The organism is Streptomyces sp. NPDC051662 (assembly GCF_040681655.1).
Classification (GTDB): domain Bacteria; phylum Actinomycetota; class Actinomycetes; order Streptomycetales; family Streptomycetaceae; genus Streptomyces.
Genome location: NZ_JBFAZD010000007.1, coordinates 150,772 through 165,110 on the forward strand (window position 1 = coordinate 150,772; position 14,339 = coordinate 165,110).

Here is a 14,339-nt window from a genome sequence, read left to right on the forward strand (position 1 = left end):
TCACGTCAGTCCTTCCGGTGAATCGGGTGTGGGGGAGGAAGAGCCGTCCTGGCCCTCGTACGGGACGGAGCCGGACGCCGGGACGGTCCGGCCGCCCTCGAAGAACTGCTCCATCCAGTCACCGGCCTGTTCCGGTGTGCCCGGCGGTGTGAGGGCGGTGGGGGCCGCCTCGACCGCGGGTGCGTACTCGTCGCGCCGTGAACGGCGCTGGGGGAGCCGACGGCCGTTCCGTGACGGGAGGGCCGACACGCCGGAGGCCGGGGCGTCCTGGACCGTCGCGTCGCGCGCGGCGGGCACCGACACATCGGGTGCCGGAGCCGCGGCGGTTTCGGGGGCGGCGGGCCGGGAAGCGACGGGCACGGTCGTGGCGGACTCGGGAGCGGCGGTTTCAGGGGCGGCGGTTTCGGAGACGGCGGATTCCGCGACGGTCGGCCGAGCGGCGGCCGGCCGGTCGGCGACGAGTCCGTCCCCGGAGGTGGTTCGCTCCGGCGGGGTACCGGTCGCGTCGGGCGCTGAGCTGGGCTGGGGCACGTGGGGTACCTGGGGTACGGGAGGGACGGGCGCGGTGGTACCGGCGGGGGCGAGGGTCTCCAGCACCCCCGTGGGCACCAGCACCACGGCGCGGACACCGCCGTACGGTGAAGGGCCCAGATCGACCTGGAAGCCGTGCCGGTCGGCGAACCGGCCCACGACCGGGAAGCCGGTCTGCGGGATCTCGCCGACCTCGCCGACCCCGAGCAGCCGGCTGCCGGAGACGATCTCGCGCGCCTCGGCCAGCCGGTACTCGTCCATGCCGAGACCGCCGTCGTCCACCTCGATGACCGCGCCGCGCTGCACCGTACGTACGGTCACGGGCACACCCGTACGCGGCGGTGAGTACTCGGTGGCGTTGGCGAGCAGTTCGGCGAGCAGATGGATCAGGGGTTCGACGACCGACGGGGTGACCCCGACGTCCGGATCGCCGGTGACCTCGATGCGCTTGTACGCCACGATCCGTCCGGACGCGGCCCTGACCACGTCCACCATCGCCAGCGGCTTCTGCCACTGCTGTCCCGGCCACTCGCCGCAGAGCACCTTGAGGCTCTGCGCGTGCCTGGCCTGCTGGGTCGCCGCGTGATCCACCTGCATGGTGGTCTCCAGCAGATCGGCGTCACCGGGATAGCGGTCCGCCAGCCCCGTCACCGCGGCCTGGATCCGGTGTGCCGAGGTCTGTACCCGGCTGGCCAGCTCGACCAGCGCGAGCCGCTGCGACTCCTCGCGGTGGTCCACCGCCTCGGCGACCTCGGTCAGCAGCCGGCCGAACCAGTCGGTGACCCCTTCCCCCAGCCGCTCGGGGCCATGCAGCGGGCCGGGGATCTCCGTCCTGGAGAGTGCGGCGGGCAGCCGCTCCTTGACGAGATGCTCGACCTCCTCCCGTACCAGCTCGGCCTGGTGCTGGACATGGGAGCGCCAGCGGGTGTCGCGACGGGCCGCGTCCGCATCCCGTTCCCGTGTCTCGTCGCCGTGGCGGACCATGTCGGACTCGGCGCGCCGGTGCTGTGCGCGCAGCACCGACAGGGAGACGAGGACCAGCAGCACGACCACGCCGTAGGCCATGGCCGCGCCGGTGCCGAGGTGCGCTATGGGCACGATCGCGACAGCGAATGCGGCGAGGGCGGCCAGCAGGGTCGTCGGCCAGAGCCACGGCGACCTGCGGGAGCGGGGGGAGGGCGCGGGGGAACGTGCCATGGGGAACCTTCGAGTTGGCTGAGAAATGTGGTGCGGAGGATTCACCCGGCAATGGTCACGGGGAGTGGGGGCGGCGCGGAGCCGGTACGACTGCCGGGTGCGAGGGTGTCGGTCGGCGGGGTATCTCAGTCCCACCAAGGCCATGCGACTTGATCACGGGTTGAACTACCTCTTCACCAGACGTTGTTGGGGGATCGTATCTCCGCCCGGCCTCTCCTGAGGTCATATCGGGGCCACTGGTAGTGACGACGATGTGGTACGCGGGTGGGCGCACGCCGGTGTTGTTCTGTGCATGATCGCCCTGGTCGAGCGCGGGTCCGTGCGCCCCGCGCGACCCTTCTGGCGAGGCGGTCCGTCCCTCGTGCCGCCCCGGCTCCGGGGGCGCGCGAAAGAGTGTCGGGGGCCTCGTGTATCCCCTTCGGGGTTCCCTGGGCGACAGTTGTTCATGAAAGCAAAGAAACGGCAAAGGTCAGTAGGCCCGGTGTCACGCGGACGGGTGCGCTACCGGATCGGGCTGACCGGTCAGGAGTCCGCCGTCGACGAGGTGCTGACAGGACGTCGGAACCCCGTCACGTTCGGATGCTCAAGGAGCCGGCGGACGGCAACGCCACCTGGACGCTCGGCCTGTCGCGCCGGCCCGAATCGGGCGCCCATGTCATGGCGGGCGCCCACGTCATGGCGGGCGCCCACGTCATGGTGGGCGAGCAGCCGTAGCAGCGCGCCCGCCGTTCGATCGGCGCTTGATGCGGTCCGATCAGCGTTTCATGCGGTCGATCTCGCGGATCTTGTTGGTCACATCGAGAGCGGCGACCTTGTACGACTCGGCGAGCGTCGGGTAGTTGAACACCGCGTCCACCAAGTAGTCGACCGTACCGCCGCACCCCATCACGGCCTGGCCGATATGTATCAGTTCCGTCGCCCCCGAGCCGAAGCAGTGCACTCCGAGCAGCCGGCGGTCCTCCGGGGACACCAGCAGCTTCAGTACCCCGTGCGCGTCGCCGACGATCTGGCCCCTGGCCAGTTCGCGGTAGCGGGAGATACCGACCTCGAACGGCACCCGCTCCTTCGTCAGCTGGTCCTCGGTCCGGCCGACGAAGCTGATCTCCGGGATGGTGTAGATACCGATCGGCTGGAGATGGTGCATCGGATTAACCGACTCGTCACACGCGTGGTACGCGGCGGCCCGGCCCTGCTCCATCGAGGTCGCGGCCAGGGCGGGGAAGCCTATGACATCACCGACGGCGTAGATATGCGGAACCTCGGTGCGGTAATGCTCGTCGACCGTGATCCTGCCACGCCCGTCGGCGGAGAGACCCGCCTTGCCGAGATCGAGTTCATCGGTCAGTCCCTGGCGCCCGGCGGAGTACATCACGGCGTCGGCGGCGATCTTCTTCCCGCTCTCCAGGATGGTGAGCGTGCCCGCCTCGTGCCGTTCGACCGCCGCCACCGTCTCGCCGAAGCGGAATGTCACGGCCAGATCCCGCAACCGGTACTTGAGGGCCTCGACCACCTCGACATCGCAGAAGTCCAGCATTCCCGCGCGCTGTTCGACCACGGTGATCCTGCTGCCGAGGGCGGCGAACATCGACGCGTACTCCATCCCGATGACGCCGGCGCCGACGATCACCATGGACCGGGGCACCTTCTCCATGCTGAGCACACTGTCCGAGTCCAGGACCGTACGGTCGTCGAACTCGACGCTCGCCGGGCGGGCCGGCCGGGTGCCGGTGGCGATCACGATGTGTTCCGCGGTGAGCAGCCGGTCCTGGCCGGTGGCGTCCCGTACGGCGACCGTGTGGTCGTCCATGAACCGGCCGGTGCCCGCGAGCAGTGTGATCTGGTTCCTGGCCAGCTGACTGCGTACGACATCGACCTCCAGGCCGACCACATGCCGGGTCCGTGCCGTCAGATCGGCGACGGTGATCTCTTCCTTGAGCCGGTAGCTCTGGCCGTACAGATCCCGCTGGGCCAGCCCGGTGAGATAGAGCACCGCTTCGCGCAGGGTCTTGGACGGGACGGTTCCGGTATGAATGGAGACACCACCGACCATGTCGGGGCGGTCGATCACAGCGACCCTGCGACCGAGCTTGGCCGCCGCGATGGCGGCCTTCTGGCCGCCCGGTCCTGATCCGATGACAAGCATGTCGAAGTCGGGCACGGGAGGAGTCTGTCAGTCGTGCGTGTTTCCGGGAAGAGCCGGCTTCTCGGTGAGACCCTGACCGGGCCTCACCGAGGGGAAGGCCCGTCCCACCGAGGAGGAATGGATAAACAGTGATTCTGAGAACATTCAGATGGGCGTTTGTCGTCACCGCGGCGGGCCTCGCCGTCGGGGGACTGTACGGCGGTTGGGCCGCTCTGGGGATCGTCGCCATCCTCGCCGTCCTGGAGATCTCGCTCTCCTTCGACAACGCGGTGATCAACGCCGGGATCCTGAAGAAGATGAGCGCCTTCTGGCAGATGATCTTCCTCACCGTCGGTGTGCTGATCGCCGTCTTCGGCATGCGGCTCGTCTTTCCCGTCCTGATCGTCTCCCTCACCGCCAAGATCGGCCCGGTCAAGGCGGTGGATCTGGCCATCAACGACAAGGACCGCTATCAGCAGCTGGTGACGGACGCCCATCCGTCGATCGCGGCCTTCGGTGGCATCTTCCTGCTGATGATCTTCCTCGACTTCATCTTCGAGGACCGGGAGATCAAGTGGCAGGCATGGCTGGAGCGGCCACTGGCCAAGCTCGGCCAGGTCGACATGCTCTCGGTCTGTGTCGCGCTGATCGTGCTGCTCGTCGCGTCCATGACGGTCGCCACCCAAGCCCACCAGCACGGCGGCGCACACGCGGACAAGGCTCAGACGGTGCTGACGGCCGGGCTCGCGGGGCTCATCACCTATCTGATCGTCGGCGGGCTCTCCCGCTTCTTCGAGAACCGCATCGAGGACGAGGAGGAACGGGTCGAGGAGGCGGAGAAGAAGCGCGGAGCCGGCTCGGCGATCGCGCTCTCCGGCAAGGCGGCGTTCTTCATGTTCCTGTATCTGGAGGTCATCGATGCCTCGTTCTCGTTCGACGGGGTCATCGGCGCCTTCGCCATCACCAACGACATCGTGCTGATGGCCCTCGGCCTCGGCATCGGGGCGATGTATGTCCGGTCGCTCACGGTCTATCTGGTCCGGCAGGGAACACTCGACGACTTCGTCTATCTGGAGCACGGCGCGCACTACGCCATCGGGGCGCTCGCGCTGATCCTGCTCATCACCATCCAGTACCAGATCAGCGAACTCATCACCGGTCTCGTCGGCGTTGTGCTGATCGGCTGGTCCTTCTGGTCCTCGGTCCGTCGTAACGCCCGTCTGGCCGCGTGACCCCTGAGAGCGGCGCCTTCACCCCGAGGTGACGGTGAAAAGGCCGCCGTCGGGGTCACGGAGGGTCGCCTCCTCCCCGGCCCTGGTCAGCCCCGGCGGAGTGACGACGACCCCTCCGGCCTCGGCGGCGGCCCGCGTGGCGGCGCTCACGTCGGCCACCCGGAAGTAGACATGCCAGCGCGGTCTGATCTGCGGGTTCGGTGCGCTCTCGATGGCTCCGCCGCGCAGCGCCGCGACCGTGTGCGCCCCGTCGCGCACCAGCACCTGATCGTCCTCGTAGTGGACCTCGGGGCCCTCCTTCTCCACCGACCCCCAGCCGAGGACCTGTCCGTAGAAGATGGCGGCGGCGAACGCGTCCCTGGTACGCAGCTCCAGCCGCGCCGGCGCGCTGCCCCGCCCCACGGACCAGCCGGCGACGGTCCTGCCCTCCCAGAGGCCGAAGACCGCGCCGTCCGGATCGGCGGCGAGGGTGGCACGGCCCGTATGCATGGGCAGCGGCCCGACCGCCACGGTCGCGCCCCGCTCCCGGATACGGCCTGCGACCAGGTCGGCGTCGTCGACGGCGAAGTACGGGGTCCAGGCGACCGCGGCCTGGAGACTCGGAGCGAGAGCCCCGATCCCGGCGACCGCCGCGCCGTGGTCGAGCGCGAGACTGAACTCGTCGCCCAGGGCCGTGGGCCGGAAGGTCCAGCCGAGGACTGCGCCGTAGAAGGTCTGGGCCGCCTCCAGGTCGCGGGCCATCAGACTCACCCAGCAGGGGGCCCCGGATACGGGGTGATGTGAGGCCGGCATGGTTCCTGTCCGCTCCCTTCCGGTCGGGCCCTCAGCCCATCGCCCGGTCGAGGTTGATCGCCGAGCTGATCAGGGCGAGATGGGTGAACGCCTGCGGGAAGTTGCCGAGATGCTCACCGGTCAGCCCGATCTGCTCGGCGTACAGGCCCACATGGTTGGCGTAGGTGAACATCTTCTCCAGCGCCAGCCGTGCCTGCTCCACCTCACCGGTGCGGGCGAGCGCCTCCACCCACCAGAACGAACAGATCGAGAACGTGCCCTCGGAGCCGTCGAGCCCGTCCGGCGCCTGCGACGGGTCGTAGCGGAACACCAGGTTGTCCATCACGAGCCGGTCGGCGATGGCCTCGACGGTGGACAGGAACCGCGGATCGACCGGCGAGATGAACTTGACCATGGGCATCAGCAGCAGCGAGGCGTCCAGGATGTTCTCGGGAGGCCGGCCGGGGTCGAGCGAGAGCCGCTGGACGAACGTACGGGCCCGCGGATCCCAGCCCCGCTCCATGATCTGGTGGTAGATCTCGTCCCGGGCGGCCGTCCAGCGGACCAGATCGCCCGGCAGTCCGCGCTGGCGCGCCATCCTGATCATGCGCTCGACGGCGACCCAGCACATCAGCCGTGAGTACGTGTGGTGCTGCTGGCCCGCCCTGGTCTCCCAGATGGACTGGTCGGCGCTGTCCCAGTGCCTCAGCAGCCACTCCAGGATCTCGCACAGATCCGTCCAGCTCTCGTGCGAGATACCCGCGCCGTACTTGTTGAACAGATAGATCGAGTCGATCAGTTCGCCGTAGATGTCCAGCTGGCGCTGGTCGCTGGCGTTGTTGCCGATACTCACCGGATACGAGCCCCGGTAACCCTCCAGATGCCCGAGCACCTCCTCGGGGAGCTGGTCGTGACCGTCGATCGAGTACACGACGCGCAGCGGACCCACCCTGCCGTCCGTCGCGGCCCGCAGCCGCTCGGCCAGCCAGCTGATGAACCCCTGGGCCTCCTGGGTGAAGCCCATCCGCAACAGCGCGTACAGGGAGAACGCGGCGTCCCTGATCCATACGTACCGGTAGTCCCAGTTGCGCGCGCCGCCGAGCTGTTCGGGAAGCCCGAGCGTCGGCGCGGCGATGATGGCGCCCGTCGGCTCATGCGTCAGCAGCTTGAGGGTCAGCGCCGAGCGGTGGACCGTCTCACGCCAGCGGCCGGTGTACGTGGACTGCCGCAGCCAACGCCGCCAGAAGTCCTTGGTGGCCAGGAAGAGCGCTTCGGCGGCCTCGGCGTCGACCGCGCAGGGGACCGGCCCGGTGGCGGCGCCGATGCCCGCGTCCGCGGCGAGGGACACGGAGGCGTAATCCGTTTCGAGATCGAACAGGGCGGTCTCACCCTCGGCGAGGTCGAACGTCGCGTACGCGTCGGTGTCGTCGAGCTCCAGCGCGACGGAGGAGCGCAGCGACAGCGCGAGGACGTCGCCGATGAACCGTACGCCGTCGGGCATCCGCTCCAGCCGGTGCCGGTCACGGCCGTAGTTCAGCCGCGGCGCGATCCGCACCCCCAGCCGCATCCGGCCACGTACGTTGACCACCCGGCGCACCAGCCGCTGCCTGTGGTGCGGGTCCTGCTCCCGCACGATCGGCATGAAGTCCTGGACCTCCACGATGCCGTCGGCCGTGAGCATGCGGGTGATCAGGATGTTCGTGTCGGGGAAGTAGAACTGGTTGTGGGTGGAGACCTGGCACACCGGCCGAATGGTCCAGCAGCCGCCGCGCTCCGCGTCCAGCAGGGACCCGAAGACGCTGGGAGCATCGAAGCGGGGAGCGCAGAACCAGTCGATCCGGCCGTCGGTGCCCACCAGCGCCGCGGTCCGCAGATCCCCGATCAGACCGTGCTCGGCGATCGGCAGATACGTCTCGTCCCGTTCGTCCCCGGTCGGGGTGTCCGTCTTCTGAGCGTCCTCGTTCATCGTGCTGTCGAGTCTCGCGCACCGGCCTCCGGCCCGCATGTCGGTTCAGAAGGGGGCGCCGTACACCCGCAGATAGTCGACCCGGTACGACATGGCGGTCACCCCCGGCTCGGGCGCGGGATGGTACCGACCGGCGCAGACGGAGAGATTGACGATGAGATGGGCCCGCCAGTCGCGGCCCACCCCCCTCCCGTCGGCGAAGACGCGCCGGCCGTTGACCCACCAGACGACGGTCCAGGACCGGAACTCCACCTTCAGCTCCACCCAGGCGCCGGGGCCGATTGCCGGGTGCGTGTAGTAGCGCGCGCCGCCCCGGACACGGTTCGACAGCTCCAGCAGATGGGGGTTGTCTGGGTGGTACTCGAAGATGTCGATCTCGTTCCCACCGTCCAGCCAGGTCCAGATCGCGGGCCACGCGCCGGTCTCGGTGGGCAGCTGTACGCGCGTCTCCAGCACGTCTCCGGTGCGGAGGGCGAACTCCTGGGGGCTGCCCTCGGTGGTCAGCAGTCCCGTGTTCCAGTAGCCGTCGGAGCGTGGGGTCGCCCGGAAGACGCCGGTGCGGCTGTACTCCGCGTCGGGCACGAGATGGTCGAGCTTGTTGTCTCCCCGATTCGTCGGCCCGCCGCCGGGATACGCCCATGAGCGCCCCGCGACCCACTGTTCCGTGGAGGAGAAGTCGGCGGTGAAGCGTGGTGTACGAGGCCCCCGAGGTGTCCGGGACGGGTCGGCCGTACCGCTGCTCATGAGACGTCCCCTCCCGAGGAGCGGGCCACGCGGTGAGCGCGAGCCGGCCGTTCCCATGCTAGGGATCCATGGCCGGGCGCGGGGGTGGCCGGACCGTGTGGGCGGGGGCGGCTCTTTGTTCGTATGTCACCCGGTGTGTCACCGGTGGGTCACCCCGTGTGTCACCCGGTGCGTGGCCGCTGGCTCGCCGGGAAGCGCCGGGTCCACACGAGAACCAGGACGGACGCCACCGCCGCGAGGGCGCACCAGGTGGAGATGAACTCCAGCCGCCAGAACGCCGCGCACAGCAACGCCCCGTACGCGACGACCACGCCGAGCAGCCGCACCGTCGGATCGCCGCCCAGGAGCAGGGCGCCGACCGTGGCGAGGAGATAGGCCACCACGAAGAGCGGGGTGTGCGGGAGGCCGAGCGCGTACCCGACGGTATGGCCGCGGATCTCGGCCGTCACCGTCAGATGGACGAGGAAGTACGACAGCGCCGCCGCGGTGCCGAGCCCGATCGCGGCCGGAACCATCAGCCGGCGCCGCGCCCGGGCGGGCGCGGCGAGCAGGACGGCGAACGGCACCCACACCGCCAGGACGGGCAGCGCGATCACGGCCCAGGCGAGGGTGGCCGGACCCGCGCCGCCGCCCGAGCGCCACACGGCCGATTCGATGAGCTGGTGGGCGCCCAGGAGCAGCGGCAGCGCGGCGAGCGGCAGATCACGGGCCCTGCGCACGCGCGCCACACAGGCCACGCCGACCACGGTGATACCGGCGCCCACCACAAGATCGGCTGTCGCACTCCAGCACACCCGTACCACGGTACGCGTCGGACCGTTTCCCGCCCGGCCGCCCGCGCGGCGCCAATATCTGTGGTCGCTGACGCAGAAATCAGCTTGATGAACGATGAAGATTTGTGGCAGGGCGGGCGGAGTGATAATGCCCGCTGTGCCCGGCCGCTCGCGCCGTGCTACTGTTGATCTCAGTTGCGGTTGTGGTTCCCAAAGACTTCAAGTGCTCTTACCGGCTTTATGTGCCGGTGGGTGCGCTTTTGTATTTCCGGGTATTCTCCGGACGGGGTAATCATCGCAGTGACGTGGGGTCCGCACAGTGCGGACCTCCGGGCTAAATGCCCCGAAGGAGATCAACATGGCCAGTGGCACCGTCAAGTGGTTCAACGCGGAAAAGGGTTTCGGCTTCATCGAGCAGGACGGCGGCGGCGCCGACGTCTTCGCCCACTACTCGAACATCGCCGCCCAGGGCTTCCGCGAGCTGCAGGAGGGCCAGAAGGTGAACTTCGACGTCACGCAGGGCCAGAAGGGCCCGCAGGCGGAGAACATCGTTCCCGCCTGACGCTGAATTCATGACGTAGCTGGGGTCCGCACCTGGAAAGGCGGGCCCCAGCTCGTTGTTTTTCTATATTTCCTGTGTTTCCCACGTTCCCGCTGTTTTCCCGCGTTTTCACAGAGCCCGTTCCGTGCACGTTGACGGTGTACGGAACGCGATGCACGGTTCCGGCTGTTTACCGCCCCGGCGCGGCTCTGGTCTCTGTATGTATCGGCTCGTTCTTGCGATTCTTTGTGCGGATTTCCTGCCAAGAATTCTCGATACGTGCCCATCGAGAAAGGTTCTGAATGAACCGCGCAGCACGCACGAACGACCGTTACTCCCGGACCCGTACGGGCGGCGCCGCCGGCTCCGGCCGGGGCAGCCGCTTCGGCTCGGGCGCCACCGGCCGCGCCGGCTCCCAGGGGCGCTCCGGCGCCCCGGGCCGTTCCGGCGGTGGCTCCGGGCGGCGCCCCGCCGCGCCGAAGGGCGAGTTCGCCCTCCCGGTCACCCTCACCCCGGCCCTGCCCGCGGTCACGTCCTTCGCCGATCTGGACATGCCGTCCGAGCTCCTCAAGACGCTCACCGGCCTGGGGGTCAGTGAGCCCTTCCCGATCCAGGCCGCCACCCTGCCCAACTCGCTGGCCGGCCGGGACGTGCTCGGCCGGGGGCGTACCGGCTCCGGCAAGACCCTCGCCTTCGGTCTGGCGCTGCTGGCCCGTACCGCCGGACAGCGCGCTCAGCCCAAGCAGCCGCTCGCCCTGATCCTCGTCCCGACCAGGGAGCTGGCCCAGCAGGTCACCGACGCGCTCACCCCGTACGCCAGGTCGCTGAAGCTGCGGCTGGCCACGGTCGTCGGCGGTATGTCGATCGGCCGGCAGTCCAGCGCGCTGCGCGGCGGCACGGAGATCGTCGTCGCCACCCCGGGACGGCTCAAGGACCTCATCGACCGTGGTGACTGCCGGCTGGACCGGGTCGCCATCACGGTGCTCGACGAGGCCGACCAGATGGCCGACATGGGATTCATGCCCCAGGTCACCGCGCTGCTCGACCAGGTACGCGCCGAGGGCCAGCGGATGCTGTTCTCCGCCACTCTCGACCGCAATGTCGACCTCCTGGTCCGTCGCTATCTCCATGACCCGGTGGTCCACTCCGTCGACCCGTCCGCGGGCACGGTCACCACGATGGAGCACCACGTACTCCACGTGCACGGCGCCGACAAGTACGCCACCACCACCGAGATCGCGGCACGGGACGGCCGGGTGCTGATGTTCCTGGACACCAAGCACGCCGTCGACCGGCTCACCGAGCATCTGCTGAACAGCGGTGTACGCGCCGCCGCGCTGCACGGCGGCAAGTCCCAGCCCCAGCGCACCCGCACCCTCGCGCAGTTCAAGACCGGCCATGTCACGGTGCTGGTGGCCACCAATGTGGCGGCCCGCGGCATTCATATCGACAATCTCGACCTCGTCGTCAATGTCGACCCGCCCAGCGACCACAAGGACTATCTGCACCGCGGCGGGCGTACCGCACGGGCCGGCGAGTCCGGCAGTGTCGTCACGCTGGTCCTGCCGAACCAGCGGCGCGAGATGAACCGGCTGATGGCCGACGCGGGTATCACCCCGCAGACCGCCCAGGTCCGTTCGGGCGAGGCGGAACTGAGCCGTATCACGGGTGCCCAGGCGCCCTCGGGTGTTCCTGTCACCATCACCGCGCCGGTCCCCGAGCGGGCCGGGCGCGGTCCCTCCCAGTCCCGTGGCCGTGGCCGCGGGGGCCAGGGCCGCCGCGGCTCGGCCGGCTCCGCGTCCAAGGCGCGCACCGGCGGCGCGCAGCGCCAGTCGCCCCGTAACAGCGCCGCCTGACCGGTCGGCCGAACTCAGCGGAAGAGCCCCGGTACCAGCTGGTACCGGGGCTCTTCCGCTGTGGTGTGCCGGGCCGACCGACACGGCCCGAGGGGGTTCGGAGGGGGAGCGGCGGGTCTCAGTCGTCGGAGTAGCTGAGGTCTCCCACCGTCCAGGCGTTCACATCCCCGATGGCGATGCGGTACATACCGCCGGTCTCCGGGATCCCGAGACTTCCCTGGAGGATTCGCGCGACATGGAAATGCAGATGGGTGGGCGGCTCGTCCGGTCGCGGTGAGCGGGCATCCGCGCCGGCCGGTCCGAAGACGGCGGCGAACGGCCCCAGTCGCTCGGAGTCCTCCAGGACCTCGGCGACCCGCTCCCTCCACACAACTTCCGGCGCCAGCCGTCCTGTGATGACGGCGCCCTGGACGACCACGGTGAGGGACATCTGATTGCTTTGCTCGGACTCCACGGTGGTGGCGATGTCAACAAGCAGATGATCAGGCTTCGACATGGGCGCCGACTCTACTACGCGGGCGGCGCCCTGAGTGAGCGTATGAAACACCGCCCGCGGGCCGTCCGGCGCGTGAGTGATCAGTCCGGCGTGTATCACCGCACGTCGGGGCCCAGCAGCGCCGTGGCGGTTTCGAGCGGGGTGAGCGGCTCCGGGGCGACGGCGGCGGGAGCCGGGACGGCGTGGCAGGTGAAGCCGAGCCGGGTCAGCGCCCTGGTCACCTCGAAGGAGGTGAAGTCGCGGCGGTCCTGCCGTGTGATGACCTCCCCCACCTGCTTGACGGGGTAGGCGCGGCGGCCGATGACCACGGATTCACCGGTGATGGGTTCGGGCTTGATGCCCTTCATCGCCTGCTGCACCTCGCTCTTGACCAGCTCGAAGGGGAAGCGGGCGATGACGCAGCGCATAGTGCCTCGGGGGGAAGAAGGGGACGTGCGGAGAGTTCAGCATCCCACAAGAACCAGCGTGGGGGAGACGGTGACGGTGGCGGGATCGGAGGGGCATCAGGGAAGTCTCTCCGAGTAGGTGATCCGCTTCAGGTGGTAGTAGTCGGCGACACAGCGGGCCGGCCAGACCCTGTTTCCGTGGTGCCCGAACGGTTCCCCCATCCCGCTGACGGACAGCGGCCTGTACGGGAGAACCCGCGCGCCCCGCGCCGCCTGCTCCCGCAGCCACTGGTCCTGGTGGTCCCACTTCTCGGCGCGTACCCGCATGTTCTCGCCCAACTCGCCGAGCGGAAAAGCGAGTCCGACGCACACCGCGACGCACATCGCCGCCCCGGCGGCTGTCGCGACGACGCCCGTACGCCCGGTGTGTCCCCGCAGCGCCCGGCCCAGGAGCGCTCCGGCGCCCACCAGCAGCGCGACATACAGCAGGAGGTAGTCGTTCCAGGTCCGGGGCGCGACCACCACATGCGAGCCGAAGAGCGGGTACGTGATGACCGTGCAGAGGTATCCGGCGACCAGGAAGGTGACGGTGCCCGCGCCCAGCAGGAAGAGCGGGCGGCACGGCAGCAGTGCCGGAGCGCGCCCTTCCTTGCTCCCGGTCAGCAGCGCCAGCAGCACACCGGCCGCGAGGGCGCCCAGATACGGCCAGGTGGTCAGCAGGGTCCCGAGGATGTCCAGGTACCCGTCCAGTGAGTCCGCCAGCGATTCGGGCGCGAACATCGAGGCGGTGCCCGCGTCGTACCGTGCACGGCGGTTGCGTGATCCGGGGGAGGTGACCAGCAGCAGTGTGCCGGTCCCGATCCCGGCCACACCGGCCAGGCACCAGACGCGCGCGCGGGCCCGTACGCGGGGGGCGAGGATCCGGCGGTTGAGCAGCAGCAGGGCCGTGAGCACGACCAGTGCGACGACCGATGTCTCCTCCGAGAGTGTGCCGAGGAAGACGCCCACGACCAGCGCGGAGGCCGCCGCCACGACACGTCCCCGGCGCGATCGGGCCCACAGCAGGGGCACCGCCGCCGCGCACGCCAGTACCGGTGCGGCGGTGTGCGAGACGGAGGAGGCGGGCCAGTAGAAGGTCTTGTACGTGTTGAGGCTCGCGAAGAGGAACACCACCGTCACCATCGACGCGACGAACAGTGGTACTCCGCGCGGCGCCGTCCGGCCCGCCAGGCGCAGCAGCAGTACGGTCACGGCCCACAGCAGCCCCAGCATCACCACACCGCTGACCAGGCCGAACCACTGGTGGCCCGCGACCCCGAACTTCGCGTACACCCCGACCAGCAGGCCATTGCCGAGCCGTCCGTTGTCCGTGAAGTAGAACTTCCCGACCAGCGCCGCGATGCCGTGATCGCGCACGCTGGGCAGAAAGCACCACTCGTCCGCGCTGGGACGGACATGGCGGCCGAGCCAGAAGGCCGACGCGAGAAGACCCAGAGGCAGTGTCAGCAGGCCCAGTACCGCGTATCCCGGCCATGAACGCGCGGAAATCGCGGGTGGTACGGATGATCCGCGGCCGTTCTCCCGCTTCCGCCCGGTTCCTTCGCCCGGCTGTTCTTCGCCCGGCTGTTCCGGGATGGCGACGCTCGACGCGCCCGCGGCCATGGACACCACTGCCTTTCGAGAGGGGACGGGCTTTCGGGAGCGGACGGAAACGTTCCGTATCC

General features: G+C 69.4%; 13 protein-coding genes. 4 read left to right on the forward strand and 9 right to left on the reverse strand.

Annotated elements, in window-relative coordinates; genetic code table 11:
• Complete coding sequence (locus AB0M67_RS14510; protein WP_365745681.1) at positions 1-1,728, reverse strand: ATP-binding protein; 1,728 nt, start codon at positions 1,726-1,728, stop codon at positions 1-3.
• 579 nt (positions 1,729-2,307) lie between these two features.
• On the opposite strand from AB0M67_RS14510, the gene AB0M67_RS14515 reads away from it, so the two are divergent.
• Positions 2,308-2,442, forward strand: coding sequence for a hypothetical protein (locus AB0M67_RS14515; protein ID WP_365745682.1), 135 nt, complete (start codon positions 2,308-2,310; stop codon positions 2,440-2,442).
• Between the two features lie 40 nt (positions 2,443-2,482).
• On the opposite strand, the gene sthA is transcribed toward AB0M67_RS14515, so the two are convergent.
• Positions 2,483-3,886 carry a Si-specific NAD(P)(+) transhydrogenase gene (gene sthA / locus AB0M67_RS14520; protein WP_365745683.1) on the reverse strand — a complete coding sequence of 468 codons (1,404 nt, stop codon included), beginning with the start codon at positions 3,884-3,886 and terminating at the stop codon, positions 2,483-2,485.
• 113 nt (positions 3,887-3,999) lie between these two features.
• Between sthA and AB0M67_RS14525 the strand changes: the two genes are divergently transcribed.
• The gene (locus tag AB0M67_RS14525; RefSeq protein WP_365745684.1) at positions 4,000-5,082 is read left to right on the forward strand and encodes a DUF475 domain-containing protein; all 1,083 of its coding nucleotides are present in this window, start codon (positions 4,000-4,002) and stop codon (positions 5,080-5,082) included.
• Between the two features lie 18 nt (positions 5,083-5,100).
• On the opposite strand, the gene AB0M67_RS14530 is transcribed toward AB0M67_RS14525, so the two are convergent.
• From AB0M67_RS14530 to AB0M67_RS14545, 4 genes are all read right to left on the reverse strand, one after another.
• Positions 5,101-5,823: a VOC family protein gene (locus AB0M67_RS14530; protein ID WP_365745685.1), complete on the reverse strand. Its 723-nt coding sequence runs from the start codon at positions 5,821-5,823 to the stop codon at positions 5,101-5,103.
• An 82-nt stretch (positions 5,824-5,905) separates the two neighbouring features.
• Complete coding sequence (locus tag AB0M67_RS14535; RefSeq protein ID WP_365745686.1) at positions 5,906-7,819, reverse strand: glycoside hydrolase family 15 protein; 1,914 nt, start codon at positions 7,817-7,819, stop codon at positions 5,906-5,908.
• A 45-nt stretch (positions 7,820-7,864) separates the two neighbouring features.
• Positions 7,865-8,563: a beta-glucanase gene (locus tag AB0M67_RS14540; protein WP_365745687.1), complete on the reverse strand. Its 699-nt coding sequence runs from the start codon at positions 8,561-8,563 to the stop codon at positions 7,865-7,867.
• 161 nt (positions 8,564-8,724) lie between these two features.
• Positions 8,725-9,357 carry a DUF6629 family protein gene (locus AB0M67_RS14545; RefSeq protein WP_365745688.1) on the reverse strand — a complete coding sequence of 211 codons (633 nt, stop codon included), beginning with the start codon at positions 9,355-9,357 and terminating at the stop codon, positions 8,725-8,727.
• Positions 9,358-9,694: 337 nt separating this feature from the next.
• Here AB0M67_RS14545 and AB0M67_RS14550 point away from each other — a divergent pair, with 337 nt between their 5' ends.
• Together AB0M67_RS14550 and AB0M67_RS14555 are read left to right on the forward strand one after the other, a co-directional pair.
• Positions 9,695-9,898, forward strand: a complete 204-nt coding sequence (locus AB0M67_RS14550) for a cold-shock protein (protein ID WP_014061102.1) — start codon at positions 9,695-9,697, stop codon at positions 9,896-9,898.
• Between the two features lie 281 nt (positions 9,899-10,179).
• Positions 10,180-11,733 carry a DEAD/DEAH box helicase gene (locus AB0M67_RS14555; RefSeq protein WP_365745689.1) on the forward strand — a complete coding sequence of 518 codons (1,554 nt, stop codon included), beginning with the start codon at positions 10,180-10,182 and terminating at the stop codon, positions 11,731-11,733.
• Between the two features lie 118 nt (positions 11,734-11,851).
• Here AB0M67_RS14555 and AB0M67_RS14560 read toward each other — a convergent pair whose 3' ends face one another.
• The 3 genes from AB0M67_RS14560 to AB0M67_RS14570 all read right to left on the reverse strand — a co-directional run bounded on the left by AB0M67_RS14560 (position 11,852) and on the right by AB0M67_RS14570 (position 14,277).
• Positions 11,852-12,229: a hypothetical protein gene (locus AB0M67_RS14560; protein ID WP_365745690.1), complete on the reverse strand. Its 378-nt coding sequence runs from the start codon at positions 12,227-12,229 to the stop codon at positions 11,852-11,854.
• Between the two features lie 95 nt (positions 12,230-12,324).
• On the reverse strand, positions 12,325-12,636 hold the full coding sequence (locus tag AB0M67_RS14565) for an SCO5918 family protein (protein WP_365745691.1): 312 nt from the start codon (positions 12,634-12,636) through the stop codon (positions 12,325-12,327).
• 96 nt (positions 12,637-12,732) lie between these two features.
• Positions 12,733-14,277, reverse strand: coding sequence for a DUF6056 family protein (locus AB0M67_RS14570; protein WP_365745692.1), 1,545 nt, complete (start codon positions 14,275-14,277; stop codon positions 12,733-12,735).
• Positions 14,278-14,339 lie beyond the last annotated feature (62 nt).

Excerpts from the sequence above, each read along its gene's own strand:
- AB0M67_RS14510 (WP_365745681.1), bottom strand. The coding sequence starts at position 1,728 with ATGGCACGTTCCCCCGCGCCCTCCCCCCGCTCCCGCAGGTCGCCGTGG.
- AB0M67_RS14515 (WP_365745682.1), top strand. The coding sequence starts at position 2,308 with ATGCTCAAGGAGCCGGCGGACGGCAACGCCACCTGGACGCTCGGCCTG.
- AB0M67_RS14530 (WP_365745685.1), bottom strand. The coding sequence starts at position 5,823 with ATGGCCCGCGACCTGGAGGCGGCCCAGACCTTCTACGGCGCAGTCCTC.
- AB0M67_RS14535 (WP_365745686.1), bottom strand. The coding sequence starts at position 7,819 with ATGAACGAGGACGCTCAGAAGACGGACACCCCGACCGGGGACGAACGG.
- AB0M67_RS14540 (WP_365745687.1), bottom strand. The coding sequence starts at position 8,563 with ATGAGCAGCGGTACGGCCGACCCGTCCCGGACACCTCGGGGGCCTCGT.
- AB0M67_RS14550 (WP_014061102.1), top strand. The coding sequence starts at position 9,695 with ATGGCCAGTGGCACCGTCAAGTGGTTCAACGCGGAAAAGGGTTTCGGC.
- AB0M67_RS14555 (WP_365745689.1), top strand. The coding sequence starts at position 10,180 with ATGAACCGCGCAGCACGCACGAACGACCGTTACTCCCGGACCCGTACG.
- AB0M67_RS14560 (WP_365745690.1), bottom strand. The coding sequence starts at position 12,229 with ATGTCGAAGCCTGATCATCTGCTTGTTGACATCGCCACCACCGTGGAG.
- AB0M67_RS14565 (WP_365745691.1), bottom strand. The coding sequence starts at position 12,636 with ATGCGCTGCGTCATCGCCCGCTTCCCCTTCGAGCTGGTCAAGAGCGAG.
- AB0M67_RS14570 (WP_365745692.1), bottom strand. The coding sequence starts at position 14,277 with ATGGCCGCGGGCGCGTCGAGCGTCGCCATCCCGGAACAGCCGGGCGAA.